Here is a 16,906-nt window from a genome sequence, read left to right as displayed (position 1 = left end):
GCGGCCGCTCCCGCGCCCGCCCCCGACCTGCGGGCCGGGTCCGGGGAACACACCTCGCTCGGGCCGGTCAAGCAGGCCGACGCCGGCCTGGTCGCCGCCGGGGGATCAGCTGCGGGTCCACCTCTGGTTGGTGCCGCCGTGGCAGTCCCAGATGATGACCTTCGTACCGTTGGCGGTGGCGCCGCCGTTGACGTCCAGGCACCTGCCCGACGCCACCGCCGTCACGCTGCCGTCGGAGTTGACGCGGAATTGCTGGTTGCCCTGGCCGTTGCAGTCCCACACCGTCACGGCGGTGCCGTTGGCCGTGGCCTGGTTGGAGACGTCCAGGCACTTCGCGCCGTCGTAGGCGCGCAGCTCGCCGGCCGCGGTCGTGGTGAAGCGCTGGTTGGTCTGGCTGTTGCAGTCCCAGATCTGTGCCAGGGCGCCGTTGGTCGGCGTGCTGCCGGCGATGTCCAGGCAGCGGCCGGAGTTCTGGCTCACCAAGGAGAACGACGTGGGCGCGGGGCCCCCGCCACCGCTGACGACGTACACCGCGGTGCCGTGCGCCGGGACGCCGGCCGAGATGGCGCCGGACGTGGTGGTCGTGCCGTTGGTCCAGGCGTCGCGCAGCGTGAACGAGCTGCCCGACAGGCCGATCGCGCTCGCCGTGGTCGAGACGGTGGTCGTGCCGCCGCCCTGGTTGAACAGGGCAACCGCGACGTTGCCGTTGGCCAGCTGCTTGGCCAGGACGCGCCGGGTGCCGTCGTTGGAGATCTGCTTGGCCTGCAGGCCGAGGCCGTCCTGGTTGATGGCGATGAGGTTCGCGTTCTTCAGGATGGTCGACGTGGCGGCGTCCATGTTGCGCAGGTCGTTGCCCGCGATGAGGGGCGAGGCCATGACGGCCCACAGGGCGAAGTGGCTGCGCATCTCGGTGTCGTTCATGCCGCCGCGCCCGACTTCCATCATGTCCGGGTCGTTGAACCCGCCGGGCTTGGCGTAGGACGCCAGGGGCACGGTGACGTTGACGATGTTCTGGATGCCCATCGGGTAGCCGTTGGTCTGCCCGGTGTCCCACTTGTTGGTGATGTCCTCGGTGGTGCGCCACATGTTCGCCACGTCGCCCCAGTTGCGGCGGGGTCCGGTCTTGTCGTGGATGCTGTTGGAGTTGATGCTGTAGACGATCGGGCGGCCGGCGGCGCGCAGCGCGTCGCGCATCTTGGCGAAGGTGCGCACCTGGTCGTCGATCGTGCCGCTGGGCGAGCACCAGTCGTACTTGAGGTAGTCCACGCCCCAGGCCGCGAACTGGCGTGCGTCCTGCTCCTCGTGGCCCAGCGCCCCGGTCGAACCGGCGTAGGAGTTGAAGTACTGGGCGCACGTCTCGGCCAACGGCGCCTGGTAGATCCCGAACTTGAGGCCCTTGCCGTGGATGTAGTCGCCGAGCGCCTTCATGCCGCTGGGGAACCGGCTCGGGTCGCCTTGGAGGTTGCCCGCGGAGTCCCGGTTCGGGTTCATCCAGCAGTCGTCCACCACGACGTACTCGTAGCCCGCGGCACGCATGCCGGAGTTGACCATCGTATCGGCCATCTGCCTGATCAACGTCTCGTTGATGTTGCAGCCGAACGTGTTCCAGGAGTTCCACCCCATCGGCGGCGTGCGCGCCACACCGTTCTCCAACGCCTCCGCCGACGACGTAGGCAGTACCGTCGTGATCGCGGACAGCAGCACGCCTGCCGCCAACAGCGTGGCCGCCCTGCGAGGGCGGGGAAGTCGTGTTGCGGTCACCCTGATCTCACTCCTCGGTGCGTACGACGTTCCGGTTGTTCGCCGACGGGGCTGTGACGCAGCGACTTCCGTCAGCGGCGCAGGCGGAAGCCAGTCTGGCATTCGATGTTCACGCTCACAAGAGTGCATTCCGCCGACGTCCGCGAACAGCGGGGTTCCGGCGCCGGATGCGAAAGTTACAGCACCGAACCGCGAATTGGCCTTGACTGAACGCCTTGTTGGAATGGCGCACACAACCGAGGAACGGAGACGATGTGGCGATTTCGCGGCGAGGCGTGTTGCGGTGGGCGGGCGCGGCGGTGGCCTCAGGTGCGATGGGTGTGGGCGGGGAGGGGATCGCGGACGCGCTCCCATCGCGGTGGGAGCGGTTGCGCGCTCGCCTGGACGGCGAACTCCTGGTGCCCGGTGATGACGGCTATGACACCGCACGGCTGCCGTTCAACTCGCTGTTCGACCACCATCGGCCTGCCGCGATCGCCCGGTGCGTGCGGCCACATGACGTGCAGCGCTGTCTGGAGGAAGCACGCCTGTCTCGCGTCCGCGTGGCTGCGCGTGGCGGTGGGCACAGCTACGCCGCCTACTCCACACCGCACAACGGCTTGGTGGTCGACCTTTCGCGGATGTCCGCGGTCGAGGTGCGGTCCGACGGCACTGCCGTGGTCGGTGCGGGTGCGCGCCTTGGCCAGGTCTACTCGGCGCTCACCGCCGCCGGTCGGTGCCTGCCGCTGGGCAACTGCCAGTCCGTCGGCATCGCCGGGTTCACTCTCGGCGGCGGACTCGGCTGGACGCAGCGCACGTACGGCCTCGTCTGCGACAGGCTGCGTGCCGCCAGGATGGTCACGGTGGCCAGCCGGGTGGTCACCGCGTCGGAAGACCGCGAGTCCGAACTGTTCTGGGCGTTGCGCGGCGGTGGCGGCGGCAACTTCGGAGTGGTCACCTCATTCGAGTTCGCCACCGCGCCGATGCCCGAGGTGCTGACCGTGTTCCGCGTCCGGTTCCCGGCGGGGTCGGCGGCAGACGTCCTCGGCGGATGGCAGCCGTGGAGCGTGGCGCTGCCCGATGAGGTGTCGACCTCCTGCGTGGCCACACCGAACGGCGCGGTGGACGTGCTCGGCTGCGGCGTCGGACGCGAGGGCATGGTGCTCGCGGAACTCGCCCGCCTGCTCGACGCGACCGGCGTGGACGCACCGATCGAACACGCCGAGGTCGACTACCCGACCGCGACGGCGATCATGACCGGTGGTCAGCCGGCCCGCAACGCATTCCGCGCTTCGTCACGGATCGTGGACAGGTGGCACGACCCGCAGACGGTGGCGGACACGGTGCGCGGCATGGACAGCGCGCTGTTGATCCTGGGCGCGCTCGGTGGAGCGATCGACCGGCAGACGCCGACGGACACGGCCTATCCGCACCGCGGCGCACCGACGTCCATCGAAATCTTCGGCTCCGTCGGCACCCTGCCGCCCGACCAGGTCACCCATGAGGTGGACCAGGCGCAGAAGGCGTTGGCGCGCCTGGTCGGCACCGGCACGTACATCAACTACCTGGACCCTCTGCAGCAAGACTGGGCCCAGACGTCCTACCGGCACAACCTGCGCCGGCTGCGTGCCGTGGCGCGCCGCTACGACCCGGACCTCGTGCTGCGGTTCCCCCAGTCGGTGCACTGAGCAGCGAGGGACTCCGCGTCCGCCAGGTACCGGGCCACCGGGCCCAGGGTCAGCATTCCACTGCCGGCGCCGGCGTCTTCCGCCTGAGCGTCCCGCAGGGCCGCCGCGGCCCGCGCCGCGGCTTCGGATTCGTCGAGGCGGACTGCGGCGTGGGCGGTCAGGCACCACATCGCTTCCTGCATGTGGTCGGGAGGTGGCTCCGGCGCCGCGGCCAGGGCGGTGCGGGCCTCCTCGGCACGGCCTTGGCCCAGCAGCACGTGGGGCCATGCCCAGGGCAGATACGGCCCCCAGTCCAGGTGCCGGTCGGTGGGCGTGGGACGGTCGTGCAGCAGACGCAGTCCCAGGAGGGCGAGCGGGAACAGGCCACGGTGCAGGCCGGGCATCCCGGCGGTGCGAAGGGCCTCCTCCGCGGCACGGTACTGAGCCGCGGCCGCGGCCGGGGCCGGTCCGGCGGGCTCGGTGCTGCGGGTCGCCGTGACCCGGGCCCGGAACCAGGCGGTGAGGACGCCGACGAGAGGAGCCTCGGTGGTGGCGGCGAGATGTTCGGCCGCCGTCGCGTGCGCGGCCGCGGTGTCCAGATCACCGAGGGCCGAAGCGGATTGCAGGCGGACGAGCCGGCCGAGGACAGCGAAGTTCGGCAGGCCGTTCCTGGTCGCCACGTCGAGGATCTCGGCACCGATCCCGTCGCGTACCGCCGCGAGGCCGGGGCGGGCGAAGGACTGCAGGAACACGCCGTTGAGCGCGAACGCCAGCAACGCCGGATCGCCCAGCTCCCGGGCCAGCGCCTCGGCTTGGTGCGCGGCCTGCCGGGCGCGGCTCAGCACGCCTGCGGCCAGGTCGGCGGTGCGGCTTTCGACAGCGATCGTGGCCAGCAGACGCGCCCGGAGGTCGGCGGGCGCGTCGGGTCCGAGCCGGGTGAGCGTGCGTTCGGCGGCGGTGACGACCGCCCGGGACTGTTCGGGGTCGTCGGCGCGGCTCCAGATGGCGGGAACGTCGTAGGCGCCGATGATCCGGGCGGTCAGGTGCAGGTCCCCGGTGCGTTCGGCGGCGTGGATCGCGGCGAGGCGGTCGCGCCGCGAGTGGATGAGCGCGTCGCCGCCGGCCAGCGCGAGCGTGCGGGCGAGGTCCACGGTGGTGCGTGGGCCGAGCCGGACACCCGGGCCGGTCCACGCGTTCGGCGTGCCTGGAGCGGGCCCGGTCAGGATGTCTGCCTCCAGACGTTGCAGGTCAGGTCCGGGATCGAGGCCGAGCTGGCCCGCGAGCATCGCGCGGGCGCGGCGAAGGGTCGACAGCGCGTCGGCCTGGCGGCCCGCGTGGTGCAGCGCGCGGGCCAGCAGTCCCCAGGCCGGTTCGCGCCACGGGTGTTCGGTGACGTGCGCGCCGAGTTCGGCGACGAGGTCGGCGCCTTCTCCGGCGTCGAGGAGGATGCGGGCGCGTAGTTCCAGCGCCGCCAGCCGCAGTTCCTCCAGCCGGCTGCGTTCGCGTTGCGCCCACGGCGAATCCGGCACGTCCGCGTAGGCGGGGCCGCGCCAGGCCGCGAGCGCCGCGCTGAGTTCGGTCACCGCGCCGGGGGAGTGGCGGGTCCGGGTGAGCGCGTCCTCGAACCGGTGGACGTCCACGTTTTCGCGGGGCAGGCGCAGCGCGTATCCGGGGCCTTCGGTGACGATCACCCGCGGCGGGGTACGCGGTGACCGGTCGGGTTCCAGGGCGCGGCGCAGGGCGGCGACGAACGTCCGCAGCGCGCCGACCGCGCGTGCCGGTGGCTCGGTCCAGAGGTCGTCGACGAGCGTGTCGGTGGTGACCAGCCGTCCTTCGGCGGCGACGAGGCGGGCGAGCACCTCGCGGTGGCGGGGACCGCCGAGGTTCACCGGGCGCCCGTCGTCGTCCGAGGCCCGCACGGCACCGAGCACGTCGATTCGCATGCCCTCATCATCGGGGCTGGAGGCCGGAGGCGCCCGGGCGCACTGATCGGTTGCTGATCGCCGTCGCCCAGGCTCGGCCGGGTCAGGTTCCCGATCCGAAAGACGACCTTCGATGACACTCTCCATTCCCGGTTTCGACCACGTCCGCCTGCCCGGTACCGACGGTGTCGAGCTGGCGGCCGCGGTCGGCGGCAGCGGCAGCCCGGTGGTCCTGCTGCACGGCTTCCCCGAGACGCACCTGATGTGGCGGCACGTCGCCGAGCGGATCGCCGGTGAGCACACGGTGATCTGCCCCGACCTGCGGGGTTACGGCGCCAGCGCCAAGCCGGTGGCCACCGGCGAGGAGGTGTACGCCAAGCGCACCATGGCCGCCGACGTGGTGGCTCTGGCGGCCGCACTTGGCCACGAGCGCTTCGCCCTCGTCGGGCACGACCGGGGCGCCCTGGTCGCCTTCCGGGCGGGCTTGGACCACCCCGAGACCGTCTCGCACCTCGGCATCCTCGACGTCGTTCCGACGCTGGACATGTGGAACGTGCTGCACGGCGTCTCGGCGGCGGTGGGTTACCACTTGTTCCTGATGGCGCAGCCGCCGGGCTTGCCGGAGACGATGATCGCGGCCAGTGCGGACGCCTTCTTCGGCTCGTTCCTCGACGCGTGGGCCAACGACCCGGCCGCGATCCCGGACGACGTGCGGGCGGAGTACCTCCGGGCGAGCGCGGCGGCGGTGCCGTCGATCGTCGCGGACTACCGCGCCTCGGCCGGCATCGACCTCCGGCACGATCAGGCCGACCTGGATGCCGGGTCACAGCTGGCCATGCCGGTGACGGTCGTCCAGCAGGACTGGGGCGCGCAGCTGGGCTACGACGCCGCCGCCGTGTGGAAGGCGTGGGCGCCGGATCTGGACCACCGGCTGACGAACGCCGGGCACTTTATGGCCGAGGAAGCGCCGGACGAGATCGCGGGCGCGATCCGAGACCTGCTGACCCGCTGAGCACGTCTTGATCAGCGGGTCGCTGCGCCCAGACCCGGGCCATCCTCCTAGGCGTTGAGCGGGACGCCGAACCATTGCCGGGTGGCGTCTCGTCCTTCGTCCTGGTCGGGGTGGGTCTCCGACGAAGCCCATGCCACGATGCAGGACGCGATCAACCTGGGCTGGAAGCTCGCGGCCGTGATCACCGGCGGCCGACGTTTCGACAGTGCCGACCACCGCCGCGACCACCTGCGGGTACAGGTCGTCGACGGCGTCGGTGCCGGTGCGCGCGGCGATGGCGAGGGTCAGCTCGTCCTGCGCCGCGGCGTCCGCCTCGGCTCCGGCTCCGTCCGCGTCACGCTGGACGACGAAGCCGGGAGCCCGGTGGCCGTGGTCGAATCGCTGACGACCCGGCCGATGGCGGCGCCCGACACGATGCTCTACCGTCCACAATGGATTCCGGTCCCGCCGTCGGCGGCCACGGAACCGGTCCGGACCAGTACGGAGCCGCAGATCGCCGTCCGCGACGGCGTGCCGCACGTCCTGCGGATCACCGGTGGCACGGGCGCGCTCGGCGCCCTGGTGGCCCGGCACCTCGTCACCGCGCACGACGTCCGGCACCTCCTGCTGGTGAGCCGCAGCGGGCCGGCGGCGCCCGGAGCCGGCGAACTGCTCGCGTCGCTACGGGACCTCGGCGCGGACGTGCGGATCGTCGCGGCCGACGTCGCGGACCGGGCGACTGTGACGCGGCTGGTCGGCAGCTGCGAGCCGCCGTTGACGGCGGTCGTGCACAGCGCGGCCGTGGTCGACGACGGGGTGCTGTCGGCCCAGACGCCGGAACGCCTCGACGTCGTGCTGCGCCCCAAGGCGGACGCGGCGCTGGTCCTCGACGAGGTGACCCGGCACCTGCCGTCGACGGCCTTCGTCCTGTTCTCCTCGGTCACCGGCGTGTTCGGCAAGGCCGGGCAAGCCAACTACGCGGTCGCGAACCGGGTGCTGGACGCGGTCGCGTACCGCCGCCGCGCGGCGGGGCTGCCCGGGCTGTCGCTGGCATGGGGGCTATGGGAGCTGGGCACCGGTCTGGGCGACCGGATCTCGGCCACCGCCCGGCGGCGGATGCGCGCGTCCGGCGTGGAAGGGCTGACGGCCGAGCAGGGCCTGGCGCTGTTCGACGCCGCGCTCGGCTCGGCCGAACCGGTGCTGGTGCCCGTCCGGTTCGACCCGACGGTGTCGATGGCGCCGCCGACCGGCCGTTCGCCCGCACGCTTGCCCGCGCCGCGGGCGAGCTGGCCGGAGAACCCGGTCGAGCCGGAGCTGCGTAAGCTGCTGCGCGCGGAGGTCGCGGCGGTCCTGGGGCACCCGAACGCCGCCGTGATCGACGACGACCGCCCGTTCCCGGAGCTCGGGTTCGATTCCCTGACCGTGATCGAGCTGCGCACCCGCCTCGCCGGGTTGTCGGGCATCGACCTGCCCGCCACCGTCGTCTTCGACCGGCCCACCGTCACCGAGCTGGCGCGGCATCTCCTGGATCTGCGGCGTACCGCGCAGGAACGAAACCCGGCTCGTTCCCCTCAAGAAAATTACATATCGTGAATTCGGCCATTCGCGCCGTGGAAACGGTTTCCTGTCCTTGACAGTGGTCAGGACGGCAGGTTTAGTTCATTATCTGGACGAAGTGGTCCGGCGAGGCGTTGGAGGCAATCGTGCAGGATCGCCACGCATCACACGCCGGTGATCCGACCGCCGGCCGTTCGCGGTTCTCCCGTCGGATGTTCCTCGGCGCAGGCGCGGGCGTTGCCGCCGGGGCGACGTTGGGACTGGCCGGGCCGGCGTTCGCGGACACGGGCAAGGTGCGTGGAGAGACTCCGTTCGGGCCCGTTGTCGTGGCGGACCCGGGAGGACGGGCGTCCTACGCCCGGGCCGTGCGGCTTATCGCCGGGCGGCCTGCCGGGATGTCGCGGACGCTGCTCGCGACGTTTCAAGGAGGAGGCGGTCCGGGTTTCCCGCTCTACCGGAGCGACGACGATGGCCGTACCTGGGAGAAGCAGGGCACTGTGCCCAACGGCGATGAGGCCACCGGACTTTCCCTTCATCCGTTCCTGTACGAACTGCCCCGGGCGTTCGCGGGCTTGCCCAAGGGCGCGTTGCTCTTCGCCTGCAACTGGCTGGACAGCTTCACCAGCACCAACATCCAGCTTCACGCCAGCACGGACGGCGGCCGCACCTGGCGGTTCCTGAGCACGGTGGCCCGGGGCGGACCGCCCGACACGACGAACGGCGCGACGCCGGTGTGGGAGCCTTTCCTGCTGCTGCACGACAACCGGCTGATCTGCTACTACTCCGACCAGCGGGACCCGGAGTTCGGTCAGAAGCTCGCCCACCAGACCAGCACGGACCTGCGCACGTGGGGTCCCGTGGTCGACGATGCGACCGGGACGACGTACCCCGAACGACCGGGCATGACCACCGTGGCCAGGCTGAACCGGGGCCGGTGGATCATGACCTACGAATTCGGGGCGCCCGACGACCCGGACAACCCCGATCAAGACCACTACACCTACCACGTGCACTACCGGATCGCGAAGGACCCGGAGTCGTTCCGGTTCTCCCAGGACACCCCGCTCCTCGACCAGAACGGCGTTGCGCCGAACGGAGCGCCCGTGGTGTCGTGGATGGACTCGGGTGGGCCGGACGGAACGATCATCGTCACGGACAACGACAATCAGGACTTCTTCATCAACCGCCACCTCGGCAACCCCGGGAAGTGGACGCGCCTGTCCTCGCCCATGCCGGCTGGGTACAGCCGGTTCACCCTTCCCCTCGACGGTCTCCAGAGCCCTCGGAACCGTGGCCTGGTCTTCGTCATCACGGGAGCCCAGTACGGAAAATCCGCGCCGATCGAGGCGGGCATCATCTCGGTGGACGACTGCGAGAACCCGGACCCCCGACGGCAATAGCGCCACCGCCTGCTCCGGCGATTGCGCTTTCTTCTGGTGGCACGACCTGCTTCGATGCTCGGCTTGACCGCCGCTCTCGGCGACGCACCCGCCTCGCTGATGCCGCACCGCGGGCTGGTGGCCGCCGGTCGGACCGTGGCGCGGCGGTCATGCCCGCGGTCCTGCTGGTCCGGGCCTGCACGGCTCAGCTCACGGCGATGGCCGCCGGGCCGGTGCGATCCTGGTCCGACCCGGCGGAGGCCAGGGCGAAGGCGGCCGAGTGCCGGCCGGAAAGCCAGTTGGCGGCGGGTTTCGACTACCTGGTCCGGCGAGCCGGGACGAGGAGGGTTTGACGGCAACCGCAGGACGGTCGGCACGGCGTCGAACCGAAGTCGGGAGCCGGACGCGCCGGTGCCGAGGCGGCGCGTCCGGCGGGGACACAGGACCTTGAACGTGTACGTCGCGTCCGCCGAGACGGTCGCGCCGGTGGCCGCCAGCGTGCCGCTGACGCGGAAGGTCACCGTGTACGTGCCGGCGGCGCTGAACGCCCAGTTCGCGTGCGTGTGCGTCCCGGCCGCCAGCGGTTTGGCGTCGGGCAGTCCATCGCCGCTGTTTTACAGGACCGTCGGTGTGCCCAGTGATGGGGTGTAGATGCTGAGGTTGCCGCCGCTGACGCTGAGCAGGCTCATCGTCGGGGTGTTGCCCTGGAACGTGCCGGTGGGGACGTCGGTGCTGTTCCAGCCCGGCCAACGTGATGGAGTACCTGCGCCGGTCCTTGATCAGCGGCCCGGCCTTCGACGGCGGCCTGTCCGGGGTGCCGGCGGTGGTGTTCACCGGGGAGCACGACTCGATCACCTCCCCGGAGCGGCAGCGGGAGTTCGCGGCCACGATCGCGGGCAGCGGGTTCGTCCGCATCCGGGATGCCGACCATTGGGTGGTCCTGGAGCGCGCGGCCGACGTCGCGGACCTGGCCGTCCGCTTCTTCACCGACCAGCCGGTGGAGCCGGCGTCCTATGTGGCCGGTCACGGGGGCACCGACCCGGCCCACCTCGTCGGCCGGGGAAACTAGGGGGCGGCTCCCGGGCCTCGGCTGCGCTGCCGGGTGGCCAAGGCGGAAGCGCGGATCACCGTTGCGGGTCGGGAACCGGTGCTGGACTGCCGAGAACGCGGGTGAGGGCGTGTTCGATCTCGGCGCCGACTTTCTCGAACACGACCTCGGCGATCGGGGTGCCGAGTTCGGTGGCGCCGTGGAAGTCGATGGTGGCGTGGTAGGTCAGGGAGCTGCCGCCCGCGCCGGTGGGAGTGATGGTGATGTCGTCCCGCGTGGCGGTGGTGTCGTTGCGCCCGGCGAACACGACGCGGCCGGGTTCGAGCCGGATCAGCTCGCAGGTCAGCTCGGTTTCCACACCGGCGATCTTGGAGACGTTGTGCCAGCGCGCACCCACCTCGATCGCCCCGCCGCCGATGCGCTCGCACGACAGCGTGCGGGGGTCCCACTCGGTGGCGTGGTCGAAGTCCTCGAGGTAGTCCAGCACGTCCTGCGGCGCAGTCGCAACGGTGAAGGTGCGCGTCACGTCGACCAAGGCCAGTCCTCTCCACGGGGCAGCGGCCACCGCGGCCGGTGACCTGGCCGCTGAATACCCCGAATCGGAAGAATCACCCATCCGAGCACAATGTCGGCCGCCGCACCGTGGGTAAGGCGTGGGTTGGCCACGCCGCTTCGGCCATCGTCGGACCTACGTGCACCGTCACTATCGCCCGGCGCGGGTGACCAGCCGGGTTTCGATGTGGCGGAGGGTGGCGATGACGGGGTCGACCTCGTCGATCTCGGTCACGGCGTCGTCGAGGAGCCGGGACCAGATGTGGCGTAGCTGCTGCAGGTTCCGGTGCGCCTTGTCGGTGGAGTAGAGGCGTACCCGCCGTGCGTCGTGGGGATCGACCTCGCGGCGGAGCAGGCCCTTGCTCTCCAGGCCCCGTACCGCTCTGCTGAAGTTGCTGGAGATCAGCTGGGTCGCTTCGGCCGCCGCCCTGGCCGTGGTGCCCGGGTGGCGGTCGACGAACCGCATCACCGCGCCTTCCAGCGGCGTCCCGCCCTCGGCTTCGGCTTCCTTGGCTGCCTCGATGTGGCGGCCCACTGCCAAGATCAGATCCGCCAGCTCGAACAACTTGGCACTGCGTCCCTCGTCCACCCGGGCAGCCTAACTTTGCTGTCAAGTGATAGCTGTCACTCGACAGCTACCTTGTGACCTCCAGTGCGGGTCGATACGGTTTGTGTATCAAATGATAACTACTCTGACGGGTAAGACCTCCGATCCCCGCAAGGACTCGCATGACTCTCATCGCCATCGAAGAGCACTGGATCATGCCGGAGCTCACCACCGCCCTCAAAGCCGCGCCGCAGCCGGACGAAACCCTGTTCTTCAACGAGATGGGCGACCACGGGCCGCGCCTGGAAGACCTCGGCGACGGACGGATCGCGGCCATGGACGCCCAAGGCATCGACGTGTTGATCCTCGCGCTGACCCCGCCGGGAACCCAGCCGCTGGACCCCGGTCAGGCCGTTCGGCTCAGCCGCTCGGCCAACGACATGGCCGCCGCAGCGGTCGACGGCAACCCGACCCGGTTCCGGGCGCTGTCGACCTTGCCCTTGGCCGCTCCCGAACACGTCGCCGACGAACTGGCCCGGGCGGCCGGCCTGGGCCACGTCGGCACCATGGTCTACGGCCGGTCCGGTGACCGTTTCCTCGACGATCCCGTCTACGAGGACTTCTTCGCCGCAGCCGCGGAACTCGGTCAACCGGTCTTCATCCACCCTCAGATTCCGTCGTCCAAGCTGCGCGACGCCTCCTACCGCGGTTTCGACGAAATGACCGAACTCGGCCTGGCCACCTTCGGGTGGGGCTGGCACCTGGACACCGCCACCGCGGCACTGCGCCTCATCCTGCGCGGCACCTTCGACCGGCACCCGCAGCTGCAGATCGTGCTCGGCCACTGGGGCGAGATGCTGCTGTTCTGGCTGGATCGCGCCAACAGCCTCTCCCGCGTCGCCCACCTGCAACGGCCGCTGACCGACTACATCCGGTCGAACTTTCACATCACCAACTCCGGCATGTTCAACCCCGCCCTGCTGCACCACGTCCTGTCGGTGACCACTGCCGACCGGCTGATCTTCTCCACCGACTACCCCTTCCAGCAGCCCACCCGGGACGAGATCACCGCCTTCCTCGGGCACTTCGAGTCCGAAGAGGACCGGCGCAAGTTCTCCTCGGCGAACGCCGCCGCCCTCTTCGGACTCGACATCTGACTCGATCCGTCTCCGTGCGTCCGCGGTCCGAGAGCGATCAGCAGGTGGACTTCGCCGGTTTGCCCGCGAACCGGTCGGCCAGGTAGTTCACGACATCGCCCGCGGAGAACGCCAGTGTCGTCACGTGCTCGCCGACGTAGGTGCGCCAAATGAGGTCGACGCCGGCCGCACAGTACTCGCGCCGCAGCGTCTGGGCCTGGGAGAGCGGGATGATTTCGTCGAGGCTGCCGTGGAACAGGAAGACCGGCGCCTGCGGCGCGTGCGCACCCAGTTCGTTCTGGGCCAGCCGGGCCTGCCACTTCGCGGTGGTGAGCGGGTTCGACGTCGTGTAGTCGGCGATGTGGCCGAAGGCGTAGCCGAACACCGCGTCGACGCACGCGTCCTGCTGGGTCGCGTACAGCGTCCGGCCGCGGTCGGTGAGGTAGTCCCGCAGATTCAGCTCCGGGTACGCCGCGTCCAGGCCGAGCGACGCGAGCAGCAGGAACCCGAAGCCGACGCCGCCGTCGAGATTTTTGGCCACCACGTTCAGGTCCGCGGGTGTGCCGCCGGCGGTGATCGCGGCGACGTGCAGTTCCGGGGCGTACGACGGTGCCAGCTCACCCGCCCAGGCCGCTCCGCCGCCGCCTTGGGAGTACCCGGAGAACGCGACCGGCCCGCCGGCGGCCAGGCCGGCCGCGGGGAGCCGGGTGGCCGCCCGGACGGCGTCGATCACCGTGTGGCCTTCCGAACGCCCGACGACGTAGGTGTGCAGGCCGGGCGTGCCGAGGCCCTCGTAGTCGGTGATCGCGACGGCCCAGCCGCGGCTCAGCACGGCGTCGACGAACAGCGGTTTCTCGTAGTCCGGCTGGAACCTCGACGGCGCGCAGCGGTCGCCGATCCCGCGGGTGCCGCTGGCCACCGAGACGATCGGGCGGGGGCCCGGGCCCGGCCACGGCACCGTCGGCACCAGGACCCGGCCCGACACGGCGATCGGCGTGTCCGTCGCGGACCGCGACCGGTACAGCACCAGGTAGCCCTTGGCGCTGCCGGAGTCCGGCAGCGGCCGCCACCAGACGACGTCGCCGTCCGCGCCCTCCGGCAGCGGGCTCGGCGGCGTGTAGAAGGCGTCGCCGTCCGGGCCGCGGGGCGGGTCGGCGGCCGCGGCGCTCGCGGACACCGTGGACAGCAGGGTGACGACGACGGCCAGCAGGACCGTCCAGAGGGACTTCGTGCGCACGGGAACTCCTCGTTGAGTCCGACTCGGGATCAGAAGACGCGGTCGACGTCTTCGGCGATCAGGTGGTCCAGCGCACGCTCGGCGAGGGCGGCGATGGTCATCGACGGGTTGCAGGCGGCGGTGGTGCCGGGCATCAAGGCACCGTCGAGCACGTAGAGGCCGCGGTGGCCGAGCACGCGCCCGTACAGGTCGCACACCGAGCCCATCGCGGCGCCGCCGAGCGGGTGCCAGGTGCTCGGCACGAGGGCGGTGGTGTCGAGCAGGACGCCGAGCGGGCCGGCGATGCGGGTGATCCGTTCGTGGATGCGGGCGCTCAACTTCGCGTCGGCGCCGGAGGGCCAGTGCAGGACGGCGTCGTCCTTGGCCGCGTCGTAGACGAACCGGCCGCGGCCTTCGCTGATGCCGTACCCGACGAGCATCGTGGTCCGCAGGTCCGGCAGGGGCGGCAGCGACGCCTGGATGACGGTGTTGGCCGTCGCGGGATCGTTCCATTCCTTGCTGCCGTAGACGACCGGGCCGCCCTGCGGGGCGCCGAAGTCGTCGGCGAGGTTCGTCCAGGTGTAGATGCGGTCGCCGTTGCTGCCCCAGCCGGCGCCCAGCCCGTCGGGCAGGTCGGGGATGTCGCCCTTTGCGCCCGCCCGCATCAGCAGCCGCGTCGTGTTCGCCGTCCCGGCCGCCATGACGAGCGCCTTCGCGGTCAGGACCTTCCGCTCGAGCACGGTCCCGGTGGTGTCGATGCGGTCGGCGCGGATCTCCCACCGGCCGTCGTCGGCCAGCGCGACGCCGGTGACGTTGTGCAGGCTCGCGACGGTGCAGCGGCCGGTGGCCTCGGCGGCCGCGAGGTAGGTGACGTCGACCGAGTGCTTGCCGCCGTTGTTCACCCCGAGCCCGCAGTCGCCGTTGGTGTACGACGGTTTCATCTCGCCGTTCAGTTCGCGCAGCGCGTAGTCCCAGTCGATGGGCATCGGGATCTTCTCGACGGCGTAGCCGGCGTTGCGCGCGTTGCGGGCGAAGATCCGGGACACCTGGTACGGCTTGCTCGCGACGAGGGCGTCCGGGGCGGTGGCGATGCCCAGCATCCGGGCGACGCGCGGGTAGTACTCGGCATCCAGCCGCGCGTAGTCGAGCTGCTCGGGGAAACACGCGTGGAACAGCTCGGCCGTCGGCTGCAGCGTCATGCCCTGGTAGACGAGCGAGCCACCGCCGACGCCGGCCGCGCACATGATGTTCATTCCCTGGCCGCTCACCTGCTCCAGGAGCCCGGTATAGCGCTCGAACGGCGGCAACGAGGGCAGGCCGGGCAACGTCGGCGCCGAGCCGAGCCAGAAGATCCGCTTGTCCGGCGCCGACGTGACGTGCGGGAAGGTCTCGGCGTTCGGCCCGGTCGGCCAGCGCCGGCCGCGTTCGAGCACCAGCACCGGCACGCCGGCCTGGGCGAGCCGCAGCGCGGTGACCCCGCCGCCGAACCCGGACCCGATGATCACGACCCGATGCTCCTCCCGGGTGACCGGCACGCGGCCCGCGCCGAGCGCGGCGACGCCCGCGAGGGCCACGGCGCCCTTCAGGACGGATCGGCGGTTCAGGGTGCGCATGGACGGGTTCCTCCGGGCGGTGGCAGTGACCGTGGGTGACTGTAGGAACCCGAAACGAGAGATGAAATGGATTGCCCGTCTCACTACTGGCGAGTAGGGTGCTGTTTCATGCGCGCAGTGCGACCGTCCGCGGCCGTGCCCCGGCGCGTCGACGCCCAGCGCAACCGCGAGGCGATCCTCCGGGCGGCCGACGAGGCGTTCAGTGAAGATGCCGACGTCGGCCTGGAGGAGGTGGCCCGCCGTACCGGCCTCGGCCGCGCGACCGTCTACCGCCACTTCCCCGACCGCGGGGCGCTGGCCCTCGCTGTCGCCGCCCACCACCTCGCCGCGCTCAAGGACCAGGTGCGCAGCCGCGAGCCGTTCCGCGAGCTGCTGCGCTCGATGCTCGCCATGCAGGCCCGGCGCCGCCCGCTCGTGCGGCTGTTCCGGGAGCTGCCGGAGCGCAGCCAGCGCCAGCACGCCAACGCCGTGGTTTCGCTGCTGCGCCCGGCTTTGGAGGAAGCGCAACGCGCAGGCACGGTGCGTTCGGACATCGAACCCGCGGACCTGGCCCTGCTGTTCGAGATGCACGAGGCAGCGCTGGTGTCGGGGCTGGTGACGCGGGAGCCGACGGAGCCGGCGGAGCGCTTGGTGCGGGTGTTCCTCGACGGCCTCGCCGACCAACGCAGCCACACCGCGGACACGGGCTAGCTTTCCGAACGGCTTGTCCCTCTCGAGAGCTACTGCGATTGTCTGTCACGGAGTGACGCGGCATCCCGCGCCGCGCTCGTACTCTCGCCGCACTTCGGAACGTGCGGCGAGAGGAATTGCCATGACCAGCCCCACCGAGCCAAAGTCGCGATTGCTGCGGCTGCGGGTCCCCGTCCTGCTCGTCGCCACCGCCGTGCTGCTGGTCGCGGCCCGCGGCCTCGACGCGCTCGTGGCGGGGGTGCCGGTCCTGCGCCTGCTCGTCGGGGTCGGTGCCGCGGCCGGAGCCGTCTTCGCCTACCGGTGGGTGACCCGGTTGGTCGAAAACCGGGACGAGGTCGCGGAACTGGCCGCCGCCGGGCGGTGGAGTGGCCTCGGGCGCGGGGCGCTCATCGGTGCCGCCGCCTTCCTCGCGACCATGCTCCTCCTGTTCGTCTTCACTGACGCCGACGTCTCCGGCGGCTCGTTCTGGGCCTACCTGGGCGTCGCCGGCTCGATGGCTTCCGTGGCGGTGACCGAGGAACTGCTGTTCCGCGGTGTGCTCCACCGCGTCCTCGAACAGCGCGCGGGCAGCGTCGTCGCGATCGTGGTCTCGTCGCTGCTCTTCGGCCTGACGCACCTCATCAACGGCAACGCCACCCTGTGGGGCACGCTCGCCATCGCGGTCGAGGGCGGCACCATGCTCGCGGTCGCCTACACCGCCACGCGGGCGCTGTGGCTGCCGATCGGCCTGCACTTCGCCTGGAATTTCCTTCAGGGCACCCTCGAAACTGTGCGTCGGGCTGGAAGACGCGTGGAAGACCGCGCTGGACGAGGACCCGGGCGGGTTCGCGGTCCGGGAGACGCCTTCG

Annotated in this window: 15 protein-coding genes; 9 read left to right on the top strand and 6 right to left on the bottom strand. The window is 71.2% G+C overall.

Annotated elements, in window-relative coordinates; translation table 11 throughout:
- Positions 1-105: 105 nt before the first annotated feature.
- On the bottom strand, positions 106-1,704 hold the full coding sequence (locus ACWDN5_RS41205) for a glycoside hydrolase family 27 protein (protein WP_449680094.1): 1,599 nt from the start codon (positions 1,702-1,704) through the stop codon (positions 106-108).
- 425 nt (positions 1,705-2,129) lie between these two features.
- On the opposite strand from ACWDN5_RS41205, the gene ACWDN5_RS41200 reads away from it, so the two are divergent.
- Positions 2,130-3,428 (top strand): FAD-binding protein, encoded by a 1,299-nt coding sequence (locus ACWDN5_RS41200; RefSeq protein WP_449680093.1) that lies wholly within the window; start codon positions 2,130-2,132, stop codon positions 3,426-3,428.
- Here the strand turns inward: ACWDN5_RS41200 and ACWDN5_RS41195 are convergent.
- The gene (locus ACWDN5_RS41195; RefSeq protein WP_449680092.1) at positions 3,383-5,350 is read right to left on the bottom strand and encodes a BTAD domain-containing putative transcriptional regulator; all 1,968 of its coding nucleotides are present in this window, start codon (positions 5,348-5,350) and stop codon (positions 3,383-3,385) included. The genes ACWDN5_RS41200 and ACWDN5_RS41195 overlap by 46 nt on opposite strands.
- A gap of 112 nt (positions 5,351-5,462) precedes the next feature.
- Here ACWDN5_RS41195 and ACWDN5_RS41190 point away from each other — a divergent pair, with 112 nt between their 5' ends.
- The 5 genes from ACWDN5_RS41190 (at position 5,463) to ACWDN5_RS41170 (ending at position 10,325) form a co-directional block, all read left to right on the top strand.
- On the top strand, positions 5,463-6,341 hold the full coding sequence (locus tag ACWDN5_RS41190) for an alpha/beta fold hydrolase (protein WP_449680091.1): 879 nt from the start codon (positions 5,463-5,465) through the stop codon (positions 6,339-6,341).
- Positions 6,342-6,422: 81 nt separating this feature from the next.
- The gene (locus tag ACWDN5_RS41185; RefSeq protein WP_449680090.1) at positions 6,423-7,913 is read left to right on the top strand and encodes a KR domain-containing protein; all 1,491 of its coding nucleotides are present in this window, start codon (positions 6,423-6,425) and stop codon (positions 7,911-7,913) included.
- Between the two features lie 461 nt (positions 7,914-8,374).
- Positions 8,375-9,277, top strand: a complete 903-nt coding sequence (locus ACWDN5_RS41180; RefSeq protein WP_449680096.1) for an exo-alpha-sialidase — start codon at positions 8,375-8,377, stop codon at positions 9,275-9,277.
- Between the two features lie 149 nt (positions 9,278-9,426).
- A complete protein-coding gene (locus ACWDN5_RS41175; RefSeq protein ID WP_449680097.1) occupies positions 9,427-9,609 on the top strand; it encodes a hypothetical protein in 183 nt (60 codons plus the stop codon).
- A gap of 401 nt (positions 9,610-10,010) precedes the next feature.
- Positions 10,011-10,325, top strand: a complete 315-nt coding sequence (locus ACWDN5_RS41170; protein WP_449680089.1) for an alpha/beta fold hydrolase — start codon at positions 10,011-10,013, stop codon at positions 10,323-10,325.
- 55 nt (positions 10,326-10,380) lie between these two features.
- Here ACWDN5_RS41170 and ACWDN5_RS41165 read toward each other — a convergent pair whose 3' ends face one another.
- Both ACWDN5_RS41165 and ACWDN5_RS41160 read right to left on the bottom strand, forming a co-directional pair.
- Positions 10,381-10,830, bottom strand: a complete 450-nt coding sequence (locus ACWDN5_RS41165) for an SRPBCC family protein (RefSeq protein WP_449680095.1) — start codon at positions 10,828-10,830, stop codon at positions 10,381-10,383.
- 177 nt (positions 10,831-11,007) lie between these two features.
- Positions 11,008-11,445: a MarR family winged helix-turn-helix transcriptional regulator gene (locus ACWDN5_RS41160; protein WP_449680088.1), complete on the bottom strand. Its 438-nt coding sequence runs from the start codon at positions 11,443-11,445 to the stop codon at positions 11,008-11,010.
- Between the two features lie 140 nt (positions 11,446-11,585).
- Between ACWDN5_RS41160 and ACWDN5_RS41155 the strand changes: the two genes are divergently transcribed.
- Complete coding sequence (locus ACWDN5_RS41155; RefSeq protein WP_449680087.1) at positions 11,586-12,560, top strand: amidohydrolase family protein; 975 nt, start codon at positions 11,586-11,588, stop codon at positions 12,558-12,560.
- Positions 12,561-12,597: 37 nt separating this feature from the next.
- On the opposite strand, the gene ACWDN5_RS41150 is transcribed toward ACWDN5_RS41155, so the two are convergent.
- Together ACWDN5_RS41150 and ACWDN5_RS41145 are read right to left on the bottom strand one after the other, a co-directional pair.
- Positions 12,598-13,776 (bottom strand): lipase family protein, encoded by a 1,179-nt coding sequence (locus ACWDN5_RS41150; protein ID WP_449680086.1) that lies wholly within the window; start codon positions 13,774-13,776, stop codon positions 12,598-12,600.
- Positions 13,777-13,805: 29 nt separating this feature from the next.
- Complete coding sequence (locus ACWDN5_RS41145) at positions 13,806-15,368, bottom strand: GMC oxidoreductase (RefSeq protein WP_449680085.1); 1,563 nt, start codon at positions 15,366-15,368, stop codon at positions 13,806-13,808.
- Positions 15,369-15,476: 108 nt separating this feature from the next.
- Here ACWDN5_RS41145 and ACWDN5_RS41140 point away from each other — a divergent pair, with 108 nt between their 5' ends.
- Positions 15,477-16,058 (top strand): TetR/AcrR family transcriptional regulator, encoded by a 582-nt coding sequence (locus ACWDN5_RS41140; RefSeq protein WP_449680084.1) that lies wholly within the window; start codon positions 15,477-15,479, stop codon positions 16,056-16,058.
- Positions 16,059-16,179: 121 nt separating this feature from the next.
- Positions 16,180-16,906 (top strand): CPBP family intramembrane glutamic endopeptidase (locus ACWDN5_RS41135; RefSeq protein WP_449680083.1); only part of this gene is annotated, 727 nt, incomplete at its 3' end.

The sequence above is a fragment of the Amycolatopsis sp. NPDC003731 genome (assembly GCF_053586895.1).
Note: the sequence above shows the minus strand (reverse complement) of the source record. Positions and strands in the feature narration are given on the sequence as shown.

What these genes read in the sequence shown, in the direction of transcription:
- ACWDN5_RS41195 (WP_449680092.1), bottom strand. Translation starts at nt 5,350, where the DNA reads ATGCGAATCGACGTGCTCGGTGCCGTGCGGGCCTCGGACGACGACGGG.
- ACWDN5_RS41190 (WP_449680091.1), top strand. Translation starts at nt 5,463, where the DNA reads ATGACACTCTCCATTCCCGGTTTCGACCACGTCCGCCTGCCCGGTACC.
- ACWDN5_RS41175 (WP_449680097.1), top strand. Translation starts at nt 9,427, where the DNA reads ATGCCCGCGGTCCTGCTGGTCCGGGCCTGCACGGCTCAGCTCACGGCG.
- ACWDN5_RS41170 (WP_449680089.1), top strand. Translation starts at nt 10,011, where the DNA reads ATGGAGTACCTGCGCCGGTCCTTGATCAGCGGCCCGGCCTTCGACGGC.
- ACWDN5_RS41155 (WP_449680087.1), top strand. Translation starts at nt 11,586, where the DNA reads ATGACTCTCATCGCCATCGAAGAGCACTGGATCATGCCGGAGCTCACC.
- ACWDN5_RS41145 (WP_449680085.1), bottom strand. Translation starts at nt 15,368, where the DNA reads ATGCGCACCCTGAACCGCCGATCCGTCCTGAAGGGCGCCGTGGCCCTC.
- ACWDN5_RS41140 (WP_449680084.1), top strand. Translation starts at nt 15,477, where the DNA reads ATGCGCGCAGTGCGACCGTCCGCGGCCGTGCCCCGGCGCGTCGACGCC.